This is a genomic window from Streptomyces sp. Root1310, assembly GCF_001426425.1.
Lineage (GTDB): Bacteria > Actinomycetota > Actinomycetes > Streptomycetales > Streptomycetaceae > Streptomyces.
The window spans coordinates 55161-73115 of the sequence record NZ_LMEQ01000004.1; the positions used below are offsets into that span (position 1 = coordinate 55161).

16 protein-coding genes are annotated in these 17955 nt (G+C 72.5%); 8 read left to right on the forward strand and 8 right to left on the reverse strand.

What is annotated here, in order from left to right; translation table 11 throughout:
* Positions 1 to 51 precede the first annotated feature (51 nt).
* On the reverse strand, positions 52 to 897 hold the full coding sequence (locus tag ASD48_RS41785) for a creatininase family protein (protein WP_348983213.1): 846 nt from the start codon (positions 895 to 897) through the stop codon (positions 52 to 54).
* A gap of 38 nt (positions 898 to 935) precedes the next feature.
* On the opposite strand from ASD48_RS41785, the gene ribA reads away from it, so the two are divergent.
* The 4 genes from ribA (at position 936) to ASD48_RS12840 (ending at position 5109) form a co-directional block, all read left to right on the forward strand.
* Complete coding sequence (gene ribA / locus ASD48_RS12825) at positions 936 to 1595, forward strand: GTP cyclohydrolase II (RefSeq protein ID WP_057601690.1); 660 nt, start codon at positions 936 to 938, stop codon at positions 1593 to 1595.
* A 109-nt stretch (positions 1596 to 1704) separates the two neighbouring features.
* Positions 1705 to 2850 (forward strand): FAD-binding oxidoreductase, encoded by a 1146-nt coding sequence (locus ASD48_RS12830; RefSeq protein WP_057601691.1) that lies wholly within the window; start codon positions 1705 to 1707, stop codon positions 2848 to 2850.
* Positions 2847 to 3908: a saccharopine dehydrogenase gene (locus ASD48_RS12835; protein ID WP_057601692.1), complete on the forward strand. Its 1062-nt coding sequence runs from the start codon at positions 2847 to 2849 to the stop codon at positions 3906 to 3908. The genes ASD48_RS12830 and ASD48_RS12835 overlap by 4 nt, the downstream gene beginning before the upstream one ends.
* Positions 3901 to 5109 carry a saccharopine dehydrogenase family protein gene (locus tag ASD48_RS12840; RefSeq protein WP_057601693.1) on the forward strand — a complete coding sequence of 403 codons (1209 nt, stop codon included), beginning with the start codon at positions 3901 to 3903 and terminating at the stop codon, positions 5107 to 5109. Before ASD48_RS12835 ends, ASD48_RS12840 begins: the two co-directional genes overlap by 8 nt.
* An 8-nt stretch (positions 5110 to 5117) precedes the next feature.
* Here the strand turns inward: ASD48_RS12840 and ASD48_RS12845 are convergent, their stop codons facing one another.
* The 3 genes from ASD48_RS12845 to ASD48_RS12855 are packed head-to-tail and all read right to left on the reverse strand — an operon-like array spanning position 5118 to position 8463.
* The gene (locus ASD48_RS12845) at positions 5118 to 6347 is read right to left on the reverse strand and encodes a serine hydrolase domain-containing protein (protein ID WP_057601694.1); all 1230 of its coding nucleotides are present in this window, start codon (positions 6345 to 6347) and stop codon (positions 5118 to 5120) included.
* 59 nt (positions 6348 to 6406) lie between these two features.
* On the reverse strand, positions 6407 to 7789 hold the full coding sequence (locus ASD48_RS12850) for an MFS transporter (protein WP_057601829.1): 1383 nt from the start codon (positions 7787 to 7789) through the stop codon (positions 6407 to 6409).
* A gap of 53 nt (positions 7790 to 7842) precedes the next feature.
* Entirely contained in the window at positions 7843 to 8463 is a 621-nt protein-coding gene (locus tag ASD48_RS12855) for a TetR/AcrR family transcriptional regulator (protein WP_057601695.1), read from the reverse strand.
* A gap of 111 nt (positions 8464 to 8574) precedes the next feature.
* On the opposite strand from ASD48_RS12855, the gene ASD48_RS12860 reads away from it, so the two are divergent.
* Positions 8575 to 9024: a PPOX class F420-dependent oxidoreductase gene (locus ASD48_RS12860; RefSeq protein WP_057601696.1), complete on the forward strand. Its 450-nt coding sequence runs from the start codon at positions 8575 to 8577 to the stop codon at positions 9022 to 9024.
* A gap of 160 nt (positions 9025 to 9184) precedes the next feature.
* Here the strand turns inward: ASD48_RS12860 and ASD48_RS12865 are convergent, their stop codons facing one another.
* Positions 9185 to 10096: an NAD(P)-dependent oxidoreductase gene (locus tag ASD48_RS12865; protein WP_282438185.1), complete on the reverse strand. Its 912-nt coding sequence runs from the start codon at positions 10094 to 10096 to the stop codon at positions 9185 to 9187.
* A gap of 96 nt (positions 10097 to 10192) precedes the next feature.
* Between ASD48_RS12865 and ASD48_RS12870 the strand changes: the two genes are divergently transcribed.
* On the forward strand, positions 10193 to 10816 hold the full coding sequence (locus ASD48_RS12870) for a TetR/AcrR family transcriptional regulator (RefSeq protein ID WP_057601698.1): 624 nt from the start codon (positions 10193 to 10195) through the stop codon (positions 10814 to 10816).
* A gap of 232 nt (positions 10817 to 11048) precedes the next feature.
* Here ASD48_RS12870 and ASD48_RS12875 read toward each other — a convergent pair whose 3' ends face one another.
* Together ASD48_RS12875 and ASD48_RS12880 are read right to left on the reverse strand one after the other, a co-directional pair.
* Complete coding sequence (locus tag ASD48_RS12875; RefSeq protein ID WP_057601699.1) at positions 11049 to 12389, reverse strand: MFS transporter; 1341 nt, start codon at positions 12387 to 12389, stop codon at positions 11049 to 11051.
* Between the two features lie 367 nt (positions 12390 to 12756).
* Entirely contained in the window at positions 12757 to 13428 is a 672-nt protein-coding gene (locus tag ASD48_RS12880; protein WP_057601700.1) for a TetR/AcrR family transcriptional regulator, read from the reverse strand.
* Positions 13429 to 13578: 150 nt separating this feature from the next.
* Between ASD48_RS12880 and ASD48_RS12885 the strand changes: the two genes are divergently transcribed.
* Positions 13579 to 14475, forward strand: coding sequence for a shikimate dehydrogenase (locus tag ASD48_RS12885; protein ID WP_057601701.1), 897 nt, complete (start codon positions 13579 to 13581; stop codon positions 14473 to 14475).
* Positions 14476 to 14690: 215 nt separating this feature from the next.
* Positions 14691 to 16481 (forward strand): sugar phosphate isomerase/epimerase and 4-hydroxyphenylpyruvate domain-containing protein, encoded by a 1791-nt coding sequence (locus tag ASD48_RS12890; protein ID WP_057601830.1) that lies wholly within the window; start codon positions 14691 to 14693, stop codon positions 16479 to 16481.
* Position 16482: 1 nt separating this feature from the next.
* Here the strand turns inward: ASD48_RS12890 and ASD48_RS12895 are convergent, their stop codons facing one another.
* Positions 16483 to 17925, reverse strand: a complete 1443-nt coding sequence (locus ASD48_RS12895; RefSeq protein ID WP_057601702.1) for a hypothetical protein — start codon at positions 17923 to 17925, stop codon at positions 16483 to 16485.
* Positions 17926 to 17955 lie beyond the last annotated feature (30 nt).

The following is a 17955-nucleotide window of genomic DNA, read 5'->3' on the forward strand; positions in this document are numbered from 1 at the left end:
GCTGCGGGCCGGGGCCGCCGCGCAGGCGGGCCCCGGGCTCGACGAGCCGCCTCACGACGACGTCGCGGCACCCGCTCCGAAGTCGTCGCCGGCGTCGGACCCACCGGTCGCGGCGGTACGGGTTTCGGTTCCCGGAGCCGTCGGAGTCCCCGAGGTCAGCAAGGAGAAATACGCGCCGAAGGAATCCGCCAGGCTCGCCAGGAGTTCCTTCCCCTTTTCCGCGGACCCCAGGGAAGGACGGCCGATGACGCCCGAATCGGTATAGGCGGACATTCCCAGCGTGAGCAGATGACGGCGGTCGTCCGCGACGAAATCGGCCGACTCATAACCGGGCCGGACGATTTCGGGGTGGGCGTGCAACAGGATCGAGGTCTCGATCTCCCCGGCGTGCATGTCGGTGAGCAGCGAGGTCGACACCCCGGACCGCTCCAGCGCCGCCTCCCAGTCCTCCGGGGCCGGGAAGAGCGCCATCCGCTCACCTGCGGCGGAGGACTCCTGGACGACGTTGCCCAGGACGTAGTTCCCGCCGTGTCCGTTGACCAGCACCAGGGCCTCGACGCCCGAGCGGCGCAGCGACGCCGCTATGTCCCGTACCACCGCGTGAAGGGTCACGGAGGAGATGCTGACGGTTCCCGGCCAGGCCGCGTGCTCGTGCGAGCAGGCGATGGTCACCGGCGGGAGGAGGTGCACCGGGTACGCCCCGGCGATCTCCCGGGCGATGGCACAGGCGACCAGTGTGTCGGTGGCCAACGGCAGGTACGGTCCGTGCTGTTCGAAGCTTCCGACGGGAAGGACCGCCACCTGTGTCGAGACGCCGGCGCCCCGGGTCCTCACGTCCTCGGACGTGTCCGTCGGCACCAGTCCGTACGCCGCCGACCGTATTTCCGAACCACTCATTTCTTCCCGGCCCTTCGTCTCTGCTTAGGAACCAGATCATGACAGAAAAAATTGGCGTACTCGGCACGAAGACCCCGCAGCGCACCGGTGTGGAACGCGTGGTGAATGCCCCCCTGCCCACCGTGTACGGGAAATTCCAGGCGGTCGGCTACATGGACCACGACCGCGGTGACGAGCAGGTCGCCCTGGTCTACGGCGAGATCGGCACCGAGAACGTACTGACCCGGCTGCACTCGGAATGCCTGACCGGCGACGCGTTCGGTTCCCAGCACTGCGAGTGCGGCGACCAGCTGGCGTCCGCGCTGCGGGCGGTCGTCGCCGAGGGCCGGGGCGTGGTCGTCTATCTGCGCGGGCACGAGGGCAGGGGCATCGGGCTGCTCGGCAAGCTGCGGGCGATGGCGTTGCAGGCGGAGGGCCTGGACACCGTCGAGGCGAACGTGGCGCTCGGCTTCCCGGTCGACGCCCGCGACTACAAGGTGGCCGCCGACATCCTGCGCGACCTGGGCGTCGACTCCGTCCGCCTGATGTCGAACAACCCGCGCAAGCGCGAGGCGCTGGTGGACAACGGCATCCGGGTCGCCGAGGAGGTCCCGCTCCTGATCGAGCCGTGCGAGAACAACATCACCTACCTGCGCACCAAGCGGGAGCGCCTGGACCACCGGCTGCCCCATCTGGACGCGGTGGCGCACTGGTCCTGATCGGGCTTGGGACCGCCGCCCCGACGGGTAGGGATCACGGCGGCCATGGCCTACGACAGCCCCGGTCCCGGCGTACGGGCCGGGGCCGCCGTGACAAGGAGCCGCTCGGGTGAACACGCATGCCTCGGTAGTCGTCATCGGCGGCGGGGTGATGGGCACGAGCATCGCCTACCACCTCGCCGCCGCCGGCGTCCGTGACGTCCTGCTGGTCGAGCGCGACGAACTCGCCGCGGGTTCGACCTCGAAAGCCGCCGGCGGCGTGCGCGCCCAGTTCTCCGACGAGCTGAACATCCAGCTAGGGGCGCGCAGCCTGGAGACCTTCGGGCGGTTCGAGGAGGAGACCGGCTACGACATCGGGCTGCACCGCGTCGGCTATCTCTTCCTGTTGTCCACGCCCGAGGAGGTCGCCTCCTTCGAGGCGGGCGTGCGGCTGCAGAACGCGCTCGGGGTGCCCAGCCGCATGATCGACCCGGCCGAGGCGCGGCGCCTCTCCCCGCTGATCCGCACCGACGGGTTACTCGCGGCCGCGTTCTCGCCCGACGACGGACACTGCACCCCGGAAGCCGTCGTCCACGGGTACGCGGCCGCCGCCCGCCGGCACGGGGCGCGCATCCTGCGGCACACCGCCGTCACCGGCATCGAACGGCAGGGCGCCACCATCACCGCCGTGCAGACCACCCTCGGCCGCGTCACCACCGACACCGTGGTGTGCGCGGCCGGCGCCTGGTCCAGGGCCGTCGGCGCGATGGCCGGCGTGGAGCTGCCGGTGCAGCCGCTGCGCCGCCAGATCGCGGTCACCGAACCGGTTCCCGGCCTGCCGCCGGACCTCCCCATGACCATCGACTTCACCAGCAGCCTGTATTTCCACGGCGAGGGCCCCGGTCTGCTGGTCGGCATGTCCGACCCCGACGAACGGCCGGGCTTCGCCACCGACACCCACGACCGCTGGATCCCCCGGCTCGCCGCGGCCATGGAGCGCCGTGCCCCCGCCCTTCTCGACCTGCGCCGTACGGGTGGCTGGGCGGGGCTGTACGAGGTCACCCCGGACCACAACGCGCTGATCGGCGAGTCGTCTTCGGTATCCCGTTTTCTGTATGCGACCGGCTTTTCCGGCCATGGTTTCCTCCAGGGTCCGGCCGTCGGCGAGGTCGTCCGCGACCTGTGTCTCGGCCGCGTACCCTTCGTGGACGTCACCCCCCTGAGCGCCGACCGCTTCGCGGCCGACGCCCCGCGTCCGGAGGCCAACCGCGTATGACCGAACTGCACCTGTGGCTGCGGCACGAGGTCCGCACCACCGAACGGCGCACCCCGGTCGTCCCCGACGACGCCCGCCGCCTGGTCGAGGCCGGTGTGGAACTGACCGTCGAGGACTCCCCGCAGCGCGTCTTCCCGGCCCGGGAGTACGAGGCCGTCGGCGCCCGGATCGTCCCCGCCGGATCCTGGGTGTCCGCGCCGCCCGAGGCGGTCGTCCTCGGTCTGAAGGAACTCCCGGACGAACCGGCGCAGCTGAGGCACCGTCATATCTTCTTCGGGCACGCGTACAAGCAACAGCCGGGTGCCGCCCAGCTGTTGCGCCGTTTCGCCGCCGGGGGTGGGGCGCTCCTGGACCTGGAGTACCTGGTCGACGACGACGGCCGCCGGCTCGCCGCCTTCGGCTTCTGGGCGGGCTACCTGGGTGCCGCCCTGGCGGTCCTCCAGCACCGGGGCCGGCTGACCGCCCCCCTGCGGCCCACCGGCAAGGAGGCGTTGGACGAGACGCTGCGTCCGGCCCCCGGTGACGAGGAGTTCACCGCCCTCGTCGTCGGCGCGCTGGGCCGCAGCGGCCGGGGTGCGCGGGCCGCGTTCGCCACGGCCGGGGCCGAACCCACCTGCTGGGACCTGGCGGAGACCGGCGACCTGGACCGCCCCGCCCTGCTGGCCCACGACGTGATGGTCAACTGCGTCCTCGCCACGACCCCGGTGCCGCCGTTCGTCCGCGAGCAGGACCTCGACGACCCGGCCCGCCGGCTGCGCACCCTCTCCGACGTCACCTGCGACGTGGGCTCACCGCTCAACGTCCTGCCGGTGTACGACCGCACCACCGAGTGGACGGACCCCGTGCGCCGGCTGCGCAAGGAACCCCCGCTCGACCTGATCGCCATCGACAACCTGCCGTCCCTGCTGCCGCGCGAGTCCAGCGCCGACTTCTCGGCGGACCTGACGCCCCGGCTGATGGACTTCGGCGTCGCCGGACCGTGGGGCCGCTGTCTGGACCGCTTCGATCGCGCCACCCGTGAACTCGGAGTGGCAGAAGAGGAGTTCGGCCGTGACTGATCTGGTTCCGGGGACCGGTACCGTCCACTGGGTCGGCGCCGGGCTCTCCACGGGCAGCGGCCTGGCCGCCCTGTGCGAGCACACCGACGGCGTACGGCTGTGGCACCGCACGGCGGACCGGGCGGCCGAGGCCCTGGACCGGCTTGGGCTGACCGGACGCGCCGAGCCGCTCGCCTACACCCTGGACGCGCTCACCGACCGACTGGCGCCCGGGGACGTCGTGGTGTCGATGCTGCCCGCGTCCGAGCACGCGGCGCTGCTGGCGGCGTGCGTGAGCCGGCGGGCCCACTTCGCGTGCTCCAGCTATGTCTCCGACGCGGTGCTGGAGCAGGTGCCCGCGGCCGGCGCCGCCGGGCTCGTCGTCCTCACCGAGGCCGGGCTCGACCCGGGCATCGACCACCTCTTCGCGCACAGCCTGGTGGCGCGCGCCCGGCGGGCGATCGGCGACGACACGGCGGCCTCGTACCGCCTCACCTCGTACTGCGGAGGCGTCCCGGCCGTTCCCAACGACTTCAGGTACCGCTTCAGCTGGGCACCCTTCGGTGTCCTCAACGCCCTCCGTTCGCCCGCGCGTTACGTCGAGGACGGCATCGAGACCGTGGTCGGCCGGCCCTGGGAGGCCACCCGGGAGCACCTCGTCGACGGGGAGACCTTCGAGGTCTACCCCAACCGCGACAGCGTTCCGTTCATCGAGCAGTACGAGCTGCCACGGGCCTGGAAGCCGCAGACCTTCGTGCGCGGCACCCTGCGCCTGGACGGCTGGCTGCGGGCCTGGGACACGGTCTTCGAACGGCTGAGGAAGGACGACGACGCCGGAATCGCCGCGCTGGCCCAGGAGTTGGCGGCAGCCCACCCGACCACGGACACCGACCGCGACCGCGTGGTCCTCGCCGTGTCGCTGGAGGTGCGGGTGCCCGGGAGCGGCGCGGGTGACGGCGGCGACGCGGGCGATCAGGCCGGGGGTGCGGGCAACGGCACGGTGTGGTCGGGGAGTTACCTCCTGGACCTGGAGGGCGACGAGGAGGAGAGCGCGATGGCACGCTGCGTCTCCCGACCGCTCGCCCTGGGCGTCCGGCACATCCTGGACGGCTCCCTGGCACCCGGGCTGAGCCGCGCGGCCGAGACGGCACCGCGCTCCGAGGAATGGCTTCGTGAACTCGCCGACCAGGGGCTGGAGTTCACGCTGCGCGTCGGGGGCTGACAGGCCGGTCAGTCGGTGATCGCCTCGTGGACCAGTCGCTTGAGCTCGGGGTAGAGCTTCAGGGACTTCCGCGGCCTGAGCTGGGTCAGGAACTGGACACTCAGATCGCGGCTCGGGTCGACCCAGAAGGTGGTCGTGGCGACGCCGCTCCAGCCGTAGGTCCCGAGCCCGGAGGGGGCCTGGGTGCGGCTCGGGTCGGTCACGACGGAGACCCCGAGACCGAAGCCGACACCGTCGTTGCCGGGTTCGTCGTGGGCGGGGCGGCTGCCGAAGGTACGCAGGTCGGCGCCGCCGGGGAGGTGGTTGCGGGTCATCAGGTCGACCGTCTCGGGCCGGAGCAGGTGTACGCCGTCGAGCTCGCCGCGGCGGCGCAGCAGCTCACTGAAACGGTGGATGTCGTACGCGGTCGCCACCATGCCGCCGCTGCCCGACAGGAACCGGGGGCGGCCGAACAGCGGCAGGCCCGGGATCCGCTCGATCCCTCCGCCGTCGGCGTCGCTGTACAGCTCCGCCAGCCGGCCGGCCTGTTCGTCGGTGACCTGGAAGCCCGCGTCCGGCATGGCGAGCGGGCGGAAGATCCGCTCGGCGAGGAACTCGTCCAGCGGCCGGCCGGAGACGACCTCGATGATCCGGCCCAGGACGTTGGTGGCCACCGAGTAGTTCCACTGCGTGCCCGGCTCGAACTGGAGCGGCAGCCGCGCGTACGCCTCCACCGTCCCGGCCAGGTCCGAGCCAGGCAGCACCGCCGACTCCAGACCGGCCTCGCGGTACAGGGCGTCGACGGGGTGACAGTGGTAGAAGGCGAACGTCAGGCCCGCGGTGTGGGTCATCAGATGCTTCACCAGCAGGGGCTGGCCGACCGGGCGGGTGGTGAGGTCGGCGCCCGAGCCCCCCACGTACACCCGCTGGTCGGCGAAGGCCGGGAGGTGGTCGGCGACCGGGTCGTCGAGGCCCAGCCGGCCCTCCTCGACCAGTATCAGTGCGGCCACCGAGGTGACCGGCTTGGTCATCGAGTAGATCCGGTAGAGGGTGTCGGCCTCGACCGGCAGTGCGGCGGCGATGTCACGGTGGCCGTGCGCGGTGAGGTGGGCGACCCGGCCGCCGCGGGAGACGGCCACGAGGAACCCGGGCAGGCGCCCCTCGTCGACGAAGTGGGCGACGTGCTGGTCGAGCCGGTCCAGCGCCTTCGCGTCCAGCCCGACCTCACTCGGGTCGACCTCTTGCCGCAGCAGTGCCATGGTTTTCCTCCGGTGCGTTCGTACAAGGTGCGGTCCGGGCCTACCCCGCCCGGACGACCTCAGACCTCATGGTCGCGTAGGGAACGCGTGTACGGACCCCTTTCGGCACCGTGATCGGTGTGCGTTGCGTCGCTTCCACCAGCCGGAGTACCCGGCGCGCGGGGTCCCGGAACGGTCCGCGAACCGCCCGGCAGCGCCCGGCAGACCGGTAGCGCCGCCGCGGCCGCGAACGCCAGGACGACCAGGGGTGAGCGCGTCGCCCCGAGGTCCATGAGGACGGTCGCCGACGCCACCCCTAGGACCGGCCCGACGTTCATCGCGGTCTGCTGCAGTCCGCCGGCCACCCCGGCCGACTCCGCGGGGGCCTGCCGTACGACGACATGGGTCGCCGCGACCATCACGGCGCCGAACCCGGCGCCCACCAGCGCGAACCCGGTGCACAGCGTGAAGGGCGCCGAGGCCCGGGCGAGGACGAGCAGACCGGCGGCGAGGACGACCATCGCTGCTGCGACCGTGGCGCGGGCGCCGGACCGGCGCAGCAGGACGGCGGAGGTGGGCGCGGCGGCCACCAGCAGCACGGCCAGCGGAAGGCTGAGCAGCGCGCTGCGCAGCGGGGTCAGACCCAGGTCGTCCTGGAGTACGTAGACGCAGGTCAGCAGTCCGCCGTTGAGGGCCGCGGACGCGATGACGAGCACGCCGAGTGCCCCGCCCACCGCCCGGGAGCCCACGACCTCCGGTGGCAGCAGCGGGGAGCGCGTCCGGCGCTCGTGGCGTACGAAGGCGGCGCCGGCCAGGAGGGCGACCGGCGCCGACCACGTCACGCCGGGGAGGGTGACGAGGGTGTGCACCAGGCAGGCCAGGGCCACGGCGAGCAGCAGGGCGCCGGGCAGGTCGAGCGGGACGCCGGCGGCGGGACCCGGACGGTCCTGTCGGCCCCGGCGGTCCCGGGTGGCGAGGGCGAGCAGGCCGAACACCAGCGCGGGCACGATGTTGAGCAGGAACACGGCCCGCCAGCCGAACTCGGTGGCCAGCGCGCCGCCCACCACCGGTCCGGCCGCCGCGGCCACGCCGATGGACGCGGTGCGCACGGCGATCGGCGTCCGCAGCCGCTCGGGCGGGTACGCGGCCCGCAGCATGCCCAGCGTGGCCGGCTGCAACAGCGCTCCGAACACCCCCTGCACGACCCGCAGCCCGATCACCCAGCCGACGTCCGGCGCCAGCGCGATGCCCGCCGATGCGGCGCCGAAGCCGAGCATGCCGAGGGCGAAGGTGCGCCGGTGGCCGTAGCGGTCCCCGAGCCGCCCGGCGAACACCAACAGGCCCGCGACCGCGACGAGATACCCGGTGCTGGTCCACTGGACCTGGGTGAAGGAGGCGCCCAGGTCATGGCGCAGGGTGGGCTGGGCGACGGTGAGCACGGTGCCGTCCAGGGCGACCACCATGGCACCGGCCACGCTGCTCGCCAGTGTGAGCGGAAGGGAGGGGCGGGAACGCTTCACCGGCCGGCCTCCGGTCCGAGATGCGCGTCCAGGGCGGTCCGCAGAAGGGGTGCGAGGTCATCGGTCCCCGTGGCGAGCTGGAGGCTTCCCCAGCGCCAGAGCTGGGCGATGCCGTGCAGATTCGCCCACAGCGCGCCGGCGACCGACCGGGCGTCACCGCCGGGCCGTACCCGGTCGACCAGGTCCACCAGGACGCCGAACAGGGGGAGGCTGGTGTCCCGCAGTCGCAAGTGGCCGCTCTCCAGCAGATCGTGACGGAACATCAGCTCGTACATTCCGGGGTTGCCCAGCGCGAACTCCAGGTAGGTGCGCGCCAGTTCGGTCAACTGATCGCGAGGCCCGGCGTCACCCTCGCCGAGGGTCGTCGTCACCCGGGCGCCCAGCTGGGCGAAGCCGCGGTGGGCGATGGCCGACAACAGCTCCAGGTGGGTGGGGAAATAGCGGCGCGGCGCACCGTGCGAGACGCCGGCCCGGCGTGCGATCTCCCGCAGGGTGAGCGCTCCGGCGCCCTCCTGGGAGACCAGCTCCACGCCGACGTCCACGAGACGGGTCCGCAGATCGGGTTCCGGCCCATCGGCGTCCGGCTTTTCGGGGTCCGGCTTTTCGGGGTCACTCATAGACACTGTCTACCAGGCTCCGTAGACAGTGTCTACTCGCTCGGTGGTGAAACGAGGCGGGGAAATGCGACTCGGGGGAATGCGGCCCGGGGCGCCGCAGGTTGTGTCGACATGACTCAGGAATCGACGCAGAACGCGCTGCTCGCACTGCTCTCCGAGGGCCGTGGCGGGGTACTGGTCACCCTCAAGCGCGACGGCCGCCCCCAGTTGTCGAACGTCGTCCACCGCTACTACCCGGACGAGGGCGTCATCCGGATCTCGATCACGGACGACCGCGCCAAGACCCGCAACCTGCGGCGCGACCCCCGGGCGTCGTACCACGTCACGGCCTCCGACCGGCGCGCCTACACGGTCGCCGAGGGCACCGCCGACCTCTCACCGGTCGCGAAGGACCCCTACGACGCCACCGTCGAGGAACTGGTCCGCCTCTACCGCGACCTCGCGGGCGAGCATCCCGACTGGGACGACTACCGCGCCGCCATGGTCCGCGACCGCCGCCTGGTCCTGCGCCTGCGGGTGGAACGGGCGTACGGCATCCCGAAGGGCACCAACGACGGCTAGTGCTGCGACCGGAAAGGTTCACCGGCTCGCGACGCCCGGCACGGCACCTCGCGGCGTTGTCGCGCCACCCGAGTACATCCGGTACGCGGGTGATGCTCCGCCTTGCGATGCACCGCACCGGACGCCGCGAGCTTTCCGGTAAACCTTTCCGGCCACAGCACTAGTCGGCGGGCCTGCCCTCGCCGTCGCTGCGGGCTTCCAGGGCGTGCAGGACGGCGACCATGTCCGCGCCCGCGTGGCCCAGGGCCACGGTCTCCTCGTACAGGGTGTGGCAGGTGTCGAGGAGCGGGGAGGCCAGGCCGGACGCGCGTGCGGCGTCGGCGATGAGGCGGTTGTTCTTCAGGACGTCCAGGGCGGCGGCCTGTACCGCGAAGTCGCCCGTCAGCAGCTTGGGCGCCTTCATCCGCGAGACCCCGCTCGCCAGCGGGCCGGCCGCCACGACGTCCAGGAACAGCCGCCGGTCCAGTCCCTGCCGCTCGGCGAAGTGGAACGCCTCGGTCAGGCCGGTCACCTGCGTGATCAGGAACAGGTTCACCGCGAGCTTCATCAGCAGCGCGCCGGGCGCCGGACCGCAGCGGAACGTCTCGTGACACATCGGGGCGAGCAGCGGCCGTACGGTGTCCACGGCCTCCTCCTCCCCGGCCAGCATCGCCACCAGCCGGCCCTCCTCGGCCGGCACCCGCGAGCCGGAGACCGGCGCCTCGACGTAACTGCCGCCCGCCGCGCGCACGTCCGCCTCCAGCGCGCGCGAGTAGTCGGGCGAGGTCGTACCCATGGTGACGACCACGCGCCCGGTCACCCGTGCGCCGAAGTCCGGGGTGCCGCGGCCGAGGACGGAGTCGACGGCGGATTCGTCGGCCAGCATCAGGATCACGACGTCGGCGCGGGCGAACACCTCCGCGGGGTCCGCCGCGACCTGGGCGCCGGCCACGCGCAGGGCCTCGGCCGGGGCCGCCGAACGGTTCCACACCACCAGGGGTGTCCCGGCGCGGGCCAGCCGCAGCGCCATGGGGCGGCCCATCACGCCCAGTCCGATGAATCCGACCCGCATGGCCGCCGCCTTTCCCCGCACTCTATGACAGCGGTCATAGTAGCGAGTCCCATGACGCCGGTCATAGGATTCCCCTTCGCAGGATTCGGTGATGCCACAGCTCGGAGGAGGCCGACGATGCCGGTGCCCGGACGCGGACCCCGTGAGCGGATGGTCTTCAGCGCGGCCCAGCTCATCCGCCGGGACGGAGTCGGCGCGACCGGAATGCGGGAGGTCGCCGTCCACGCCGGTGCGCCCCGGGGCTCGCTCCAGCACTACTTTCCCGGCGGCAAGCAGCAGCTCGTCAACGAGGCCGTGGACTGGGCGGGCCGCTACGCCGGCAAGCGCGTGGCCCGCTTCCTCGAGGAGTCGGCGCGGGCCGGTGTGCCGACCCCCGCCGGGCTCTTCGCCGCGATGGTGCGCCAGTGGACGGACGAGTACGCGGCGTCCGGGTTCGCCGCCGGCTGTCCCGTCGCCGCCGCGACCGTCGACTGCGCGGCCTCCGGCGACGCCACCCGGGAGGCCGCGGCCGCCGCGTTCGCCACCTGGACCGGCCCGGTCGCCGAGGCCCTGACCGGCATGGGCGTCCCGGCGCCGAGGGCCCGTTCGCTCGCCACCCTCATGATCAGCGCCCTGGAGGGAGCGATCCTGATCGCCCGAGCGGAACGGGACGTCCGGGCACTGACGACGGTCGCGGCGGAGCTGGCTCCGCTGCTGGACGCGGCCGTCGAGGGGGCCGTTTCCGGCGTTTCCCAGGAGTGAGCGTCACTCCACTCGTCACTGAACCCGTCTCTGCATCCGTCACTCCGCCCGGTACCTCGCTCCACCGGCCCGCACGGCCGAGCCCCCGGTGCCAAGAGGGCGGCCGGGGGCTCGGGAGTTGCGGAACCGGGAGGCAGGGAAATCCCGTTTCAGGAAGTCGCGCCGTCACGGATTTCAGCGGGTTACGGCGTCACGGAGCACCGGGGGGTGCGTTCGCGGGGCGGACCCGGGATCAGGCGGTAACCGTTTCCGGCTGTGACGCCTTCCGCGCGCCCCGCTCGCCCAGCTGCTCCGTCGGGATCTTCGCGGTCTCCCGGGCCGACAGGGCCGCGATGACCGGCGGGACGCACAGCGCCGCCGTGAAGAGTGCCACCGAGGACCAGCCGTCGCCGTCCGGGCCCGCGATCTGCGCGGCGAAGGTGACCGCGAAACCGGCCACCGCGAAGCCGATCTGGGTGCCGATCGCCATGCCGGACAGGCGGACGCGGGTGGAGAACATCTCACCGTAGAACGAGGGCCACACGCCGTTCGCGGCGCTGTAGACCACGCCGAAGGTGGCGATGCCCAGCAGCAGGATCAGCGGGTAGGAGCCGGTGGAGATCGCCCACAGGTAGGCGAACATCATCACCGCGCTGCCGGCCGCGCCGATCAGGTACACCGGACGGCGGCCGATGCGGTCGGAGAGCGTGGCCCACGCCGGGATGGCCGCCAGCGCGACCACGTTGGCCAGCGCGCCCACCCAGAGCATGGAGGTGCGGCTCATCCCGACCGAGTCGCTGGTCGCGTAGGCCAGCGCCCACACCGTGAAGATGGTGCTGACCGAGGCGACGAGCGCCCCCGCGACCACCCGCAGGACATCCGCCCAGTGGTCGCGCATCAGTACCGCCAGCGGCAGCTTGACGACCTCGCCGGTGGCCTGCTGGGCGGCGAAGGCCGGGGTCTCCTCCAGCTTGCGGCGGATGACGTAGCCGACGACGGCGACCGCGATGCTCAGCCAGAACGGGACCCGCCAGCCCCAGGACAGCAGCTGCTTCTCGGGGAGGGCCGCGATCGGGATGAAGACGAGCGTGGCGAGGAGCTGACCGCCCTGGGTGCCGCTGAGGGTGAAACTGGTGAAGAAGCCCCGCCGCTCCGACGGCGCGTGTTCCAGCGTCATGGAGTTGGCGCTGGCCTGCTCCCCGGCCGCGGAGATGCCCTGGAGGACGCGGCACAGCACCAGCAGGACGGGCGCGAGCGTGCCGACCTGCGCGCGGGTGGGCAGGCAGCCGATGAGGAACGTCGAGACGCCCATCAGGATCAGCGTGAAGACCATGATCTTCTTGCGGCCCACGCGGTCGCCGAAGTGGCCGAGGAAGAGCGCGCCGACGGGCCGGGCCGCGTAGGCGACGCCGAAGGTGGCCAGCGACAGCAGGGTCGCGGTGGCGGGGTCGGACTCGTCGAAGAAGACCTTCGGGAAGATCAGTGCTGCCGCGCTGCCGTAGATGAAGAAGTCGTAGTACTCCAGCGCGCTGCCGATCCAGGCCGCCATGGCGGCTTTCTTCGGCTGACCGGGAGGTGCGGCGGGGACGGACACGGCGTGCTCCTTCGAGGGAACTCCAACGTACGTGGAGTGAGGCAAGGGGAGTAGGGCCGGTTCCCTGGGGTGCGGGGCGGCTGCGCCGGGTGCGTGCCCGGCTAATTAACCCACTGGGTAGTTAGTAGCGGATGGCTACGGATGTTGCGCTGATGTTTCTCCCCTGTCAATAGGCGGCGCCGAAGGATCTTTGGCGGAAGTGGTCGCGCCGTTCCGCCGGATCCGGCCGGCCCGGCCCGCCATGTCGCACCGGCCCGCCATGCGCCGGCCCGCCATGCCGCACCGGCCCGCCGTGCCGGACCGATCCGCCCTCCGCACCGGCCTCCCGTATCTGCCGTCCGGGTCGGGCCGCCGGACCGGCCCCCGGTCAGTCCGCCGCGCGCTCCGCCGTCAGATAGGCGATCACCATGTCGCCGAGCATGGCCCGGTAGTGCTCCCGCTGGGCCGGGTCCACCAGGTCGCGGCCGAACAGGGCGCCGAACGTGTGCCGGTTGGCCACCCGGAAGAAGCAGAAGGAGCTGATCATCGCGTGCAGGTCCACGGCGTCCACGTCGGCCGTGAACAGGCCGGACTCCCGCCCGGAGGCCAGGATGCGGCCGATCACGTCGAGCGCGGGGGAGCCCATCCGCCCGAGCTTCTCGGAGGCGGCGATGTGCTCGGCCTCGTGGATGTTCTCGATGCTCACCAGGCGGATGAAGTCGGGGTGCTGCTCGTGGTGGTCGAAGGTCAGCTCGGCCAGCCGGCGGATCGCCGCGACCGGGTCGAGGTGCTCGACGTCGAGCTGCTGCTCGGCCTCGCGGATCACCCCGTACGCCCGCTCCAGGACGGCGGTGAAGAGCTGCTCCTTGCCGCCGAAGTAGTAGTAGATCATCCGCTTCGTGGTGCTGGTACGGGCGGCGATGTCGTCGACCCGGGCCCCCGCGTAGCCGACCCGGGCGAATTCCAGCGTCGCCACGTCGAGGATCTCGGCCCGGGTCCGGGCGGCGTCGCGCAGGCGCCCGTTGCCGTGGGGTCGTGCCGGTTCGTCGACGCTGGTCATCCAGGTTCCTTCGGGCGGCGTGGGTGCAGTGTCGAGATTCTAGAAGCCCGCTCCCGTCCCGTGACGTGAGAGGGCTTCCCTCGGAGTCCGCCCGAGTGTTATGACTAACTCACCAGTTCGTACATTAGCCAGCCGATCAGGAGGTCCGCCGTGGCCGTCGTCTTCAAGGACTCGTATCTCGTCGGACTGATCGGCTCCGGCATCGGTCCGTCCCTCAGCCCGGCGCTGCACGAACGGGAGGCCGACCGGCAGGGCCTGCGGTACCTGTACCGGCTCATCGACATCGACGTGCTGGGTCTTGCCCCCGAGGCGGTGGGCGACCTGGTGCGCGCCGCCCGTGACCTCGGCTTCGACGGGCTCAACATCACGCACCCGTGCAAGCAGCTGGTCATCCCGCACCTCGACGCGCTCGCCCCGCAGGCCGAGGCGCTCGGCGCGGTCAACACCGTGGTCTTCGAGGACGGCCGGGCCATCGGCCACAACACCGACGCAACCGGTTTCGCCGCCTCTTTCGCACGTGGTCTGCCCGACGTGCCGCTGGACCGGGTGGTGCAACTGGGCGCCGGAGGAGCGGGCGCCGCCGTCGCGCACGCCACCCTCACGCTGGGCGCCGGACGGGTCACCGTCGTGGACGCGCTGGCCGACCGGGCCGCGGATCTCGCCGGTTCCCTCAACCGGCACTTCGGACCCGGCCGGGCCGCGGCCGCGGGACCCGACCGGCTCGCCGATCTGCTCGCCGGGGCCGACGGCGTCGTGCACGCCACTCCCACCGGGATGGCCGCCCATCCCGGCCTGCCCTTCCCGGCCGGGCTGCTGCGCCCCGGCCTGTGGGTCGCCGAGGTCGTCTACCGTCCGCTGGAGACCGAGCTGCTGCGCACCGCGCGCGCGGTCGGCTGCGCCACCCTGGACGGGGGCGGCATGGCCGTCTTCCAGGCCGTCGACGCGTTCCGGCTGTTCACCGGCCGCGAGCCGGACAGCGTCGGTATGCTGGCCGACTTCGCGGAGATGGCCCGTGGTGCGGAGCACTCGGCGGGCCATGCCGTATGACGGCGCCACAGACCCTTCCTCATGACGGCCGCAGGCCATTGCGCGGGACGGCCGCAGGCCCTCGCGTACGACGGCCGCGGGCCACGCCCGGTGACGGCCGCCCCCTGTGACAGCCGCGGGTGTCCGCGGCCGTCCGCGCCCACGCGGCGGAGCCGCAGGATGTCACGCCCCGCGTCCCCGAGGGGTCGCGGTACAGCCCTCGAAGGAGCATGACCGTGCGTACGTCGATAGCCACCGTCTCCCTCAGCGGATCCCTCACCGAGAAACTCACGGCCGCCGCCCGGGCCGGTTTCGACGGCGTCGAGATCTTCGAGAACGACCTGCTCGCGAGTCCCCTCGGTCCGCGGGAGATCCGCGCCCGCTGCGCCGACCTCGGCCTGAGCATCGATCTCTACCAGCCGATGCGGGACATCGAGGCGGTGCCGGCCGAGGAGTTCGCCCGCAACCTGCGCCGCGCCCGGCACAAGTTCGAGCTGATGGACAGGCTCGGCGCGGACACCGTCCTGGTCTGCTCCAGCGTCTCCCCGCTCGCGGCCGACGACGACGCGCTAGCCGCCGGGCAGCTGAGCGAACTGGCCGATCTGGCCCAGGACTTCGGTATCCGCGTCGCCTACGAGGCGCTCGCCTGGGGACGGCACGTCAGCACCTTCGACCACGCCTGGCGCATCGTCGAGGCAGCCGGCCACCCCGCGCTCGGCACCTGCCTGGACAGCTTCCACATCCTGTCCCGGACCTCCGATCCGAAGGACCTCGAAGGCATCGAGGACATCCCCGGCGAGAAGATCTTCTTCCTCCAGCTGGCCGACGCCCCGCTGCTCGGCATGGACGTCCTCCAGTGGAGCCGTCACCACCGCTGCTTTCCCGGTCAGGGTGGCTTCGACGTCGCGGGGCTGGTGAAACACGTGCTGCGCACCGGTTACGAAGGACCGCTCTCGCTCGAGGTCTTCAACGACGTGTTCCGCCAGGCCGAGGCCGGCCCGACCGCCGTGGACGCCCGCCGCTCCCTGCTGATCCTCCAGGAGGAGGCCGGGATCCGGGCCCTGCCCGCGCCCGCCGCCCCCACCGGGGTCGCCTTCGCCGAACTGGTCACCCACGACGCCGAACCCGTCGCCGCCCTCCTCACCGGCCTCGGCTTCGCCCGCACCGCCCGCCACCGCGGCAAACCCGTCGAGCTGTGGGAGCAGGGCGAGGCCCGCGTCCTGGTCAACACCGGTCCGGCGGCCCGGCGCGACGGCACCACGCTCACCGCCCTCGGCCTGGAGTCACCGCACCCCGCGTCGGCCGCCCGCCGCGCCGAGGCGCTGCTCGCCCCCGTCCTGCCCCGCCGTCGCGCCGCCGAGGACGCCCCGCTCGACGCCGTCGCCGCCCCCGACGGCACGGAACTCTTCCTGTGCGCGACGAACCGGCCCGAACTCCCCAACTGGCGCGCCGACTTCGCGGACGTACCGCACGCCCCGGCCGCCTCGGACGCCGTCCGCATCGACCACGTGGCGCTCACCCAGCCCTGGCACCACTTCGACGAGGCGGTCCTCTTCCACCGGGGCGTCCTCGGCCTCGACGCCCGGGAGAGCGTCGACGTCGCCGACCCCTACGGGCTGCTGCGCAGCCGCGCCGTCACCAACGCCGACGGCAGCGTCCGCCTCCCGCTCACGGTCGGCGCGGCCCCCGGCGACGACACCGCGCACGCCCGGCACATCGCGCTGGCCACCGACGACGTGGTCGCCGCGGCGCGCCGGTTCACCGAGGCCGGCGGGCGCCTGCTGCCCATCCCGGCCAACTACTACGACGACCTCGCGGCCCGCTTCGAGTTCGCCGACGGCGAGCTGGACACCTACCGCGCCCTCGGCATCCTCTACGACCGTGACGCGCGGGGCGTCTTCCGGCACTGCTACACGCACACCGTCGGCCGGGTCTTCTTCGAACTCGTCCAGCGTGACGGCGGCTACCAGGGGTACGGCGCCGTCAACGCGCCGGTGCGGCTGGCCGCCCAGCACGCCGCGCGCTGACCTACTGCCGGCTGACCGTCCTGGTCACGCCCGCGACGACCGTCGTGGCCAGGATCCAACCGAGCACGATGAGGACGTACGACAGCGTCTGGTACCAGCCCCTGGGCGCGAACGCGCTCTCCTGCCCGAAGGAGATCACGGGCAGCAGCAGGTCGAGGGTGTAGAAGACCGGGTCGAATGCGGGCGCCTCACCCGCCTTGAGCGGGGGCGGGTGGTGTCCGGCGTACGCGAGCGAGCCGACCGCCAGCAGCGACAGCAGCCAGACGGCCGCGCGCAGCGGGCGGAACCCGTAGCCGACGGCCGCGTCCTGGAGGTGTCCCCACGCCCGGCCGTACCAGGGCAGGGTGCCGCGGTGCCGGCGCTGCTTGGCCAGCTGCACCACCCGGGCCGCGCGGTCGTCGCCGATACGGCGGTAGGCGGCCGTCAGCTGCTCGTAGGCGTGCGGGTCGAAGGCGCCGTCGTCGCGCTCCAGCATCGGCAGCCGCCGCTCGGCGGGCTCGTGCGGGGTGAGGAAGGTGTAGGTGAGATCCAGCAGCCGGACCTGGTCGGGCAGCATCTCCGGCTCCAGCTGGAGCTGGCCCACCTCCGCGCGCCGCAGATTGAGCCGGCCCTCGATCGCCGGGCCCTCGCGCAGCCACAGCTCCCCTATGACGCAGCTGCTGGCCCGCAGCGCGGTGCCGCCCGGGTTGGACAGCGAGCTGCGCAGCAAATCCACCCGGCCGGGGATGCGGGCGCCGCGCAGATCGATCCGGCCGTGTGCGCGCAGCCGCCGGCCCAGCAGGTTGGCCCCCACGTCGAGGGACTCCGCGTTCAGCACATGCGCGCCGGGGTTGTTCAGTTCGGCGTCCTCCAGGTCGATCGAGCCGGTGACGGAGGCGCCGTCGAGCCGGATCAGGCCCTGGGTGCGCAGCCCGCGGGCGCAGAGGTCGTCGTCGATGAAGACCTGGTTGAGCTGGAGGACGGGCTCCGTGGGGTCGGTCGCGGTGACCTCCGCCCCGTCGAGGTACAACGCACCCGAGATCTGCGCCCTGCTGAGGTGTACCTGGCCGCCGAGCCGGCAGCGGGTCAGCCGCAGCCCTCCGTCGATCCGGGTGTGCGAGGCGTCCAGACCGGGCAGCTCGGAGTCGCGCAGGCTGACGTAGGCCAGCTGGGCGCCCACCAGCCGCGGGGACTCGTCGAAGCGGCAGTGGACCAGGCGGATCATGCTGTCGACGACCGCGTAGCGCAGGTCGAGGAGACCGGTGACGCGCGCCCCGGCGACCTTGAGGGCGGCTATCTCCCCGGGTTCGCGGGGGCCGTTGAGGAGCAGCGCCCGCAACACGGCCGCCCGTACGCTGCGTTCGGGGCCGTTCTCCTCGCCCTGCGTCCGGAAATCCACGGTCGCACCCGTGGCGAAGGCCCGCCAGAGTCGCTGTTCGGCCGGTGTCAGATCGTTGATCTCCATCAGCCGCGACTCTGGCGGGCCCTGCCGAGC

What these genes read in the sequence shown, in the direction of transcription:
- ASD48_RS12850 (WP_057601829.1), bottom strand. Translation starts at nt 7,789, where the DNA reads ATGGTGGTCGCCCTGGACGGCACCGTGCTCACCGTCGCCCAGCCCACC.
- ASD48_RS12835 (WP_057601692.1), top strand. Translation starts at nt 2,847, where the DNA reads ATGACCGAACTGCACCTGTGGCTGCGGCACGAGGTCCGCACCACCGAA.
- ribA (WP_057601690.1), top strand. Translation starts at nt 936, where the DNA reads ATGACAGAAAAAATTGGCGTACTCGGCACGAAGACCCCGCAGCGCACC.
- ASD48_RS12855 (WP_057601695.1), bottom strand. Translation starts at nt 8,463, where the DNA reads ATGAGTGACCCCGAAAAGCCGGACCCCGAAAAGCCGGACGCCGATGGG.
- ASD48_RS12880 (WP_057601700.1), bottom strand. Translation starts at nt 13,428, where the DNA reads ATGACCAGCGTCGACGAACCGGCACGACCCCACGGCAACGGGCGCCTG.
- ASD48_RS12860 (WP_057601696.1), top strand. Translation starts at nt 8,575, where the DNA reads ATGACTCAGGAATCGACGCAGAACGCGCTGCTCGCACTGCTCTCCGAG.
- ASD48_RS12895 (WP_057601702.1), bottom strand. Translation starts at nt 17,925, where the DNA reads ATGGAGATCAACGATCTGACACCGGCCGAACAGCGACTCTGGCGGGCC.
- ASD48_RS12870 (WP_057601698.1), top strand. Translation starts at nt 10,193, where the DNA reads ATGCCGGTGCCCGGACGCGGACCCCGTGAGCGGATGGTCTTCAGCGCG.
- ASD48_RS12845 (WP_057601694.1), bottom strand. Translation starts at nt 6,347, where the DNA reads ATGGCACTGCTGCGGCAAGAGGTCGACCCGAGTGAGGTCGGGCTGGAC.
- ASD48_RS41785 (WP_348983213.1), bottom strand. Translation starts at nt 897, where the DNA reads ATGAGTGGTTCGGAAATACGGTCGGCGGCGTACGGACTGGTGCCGACG.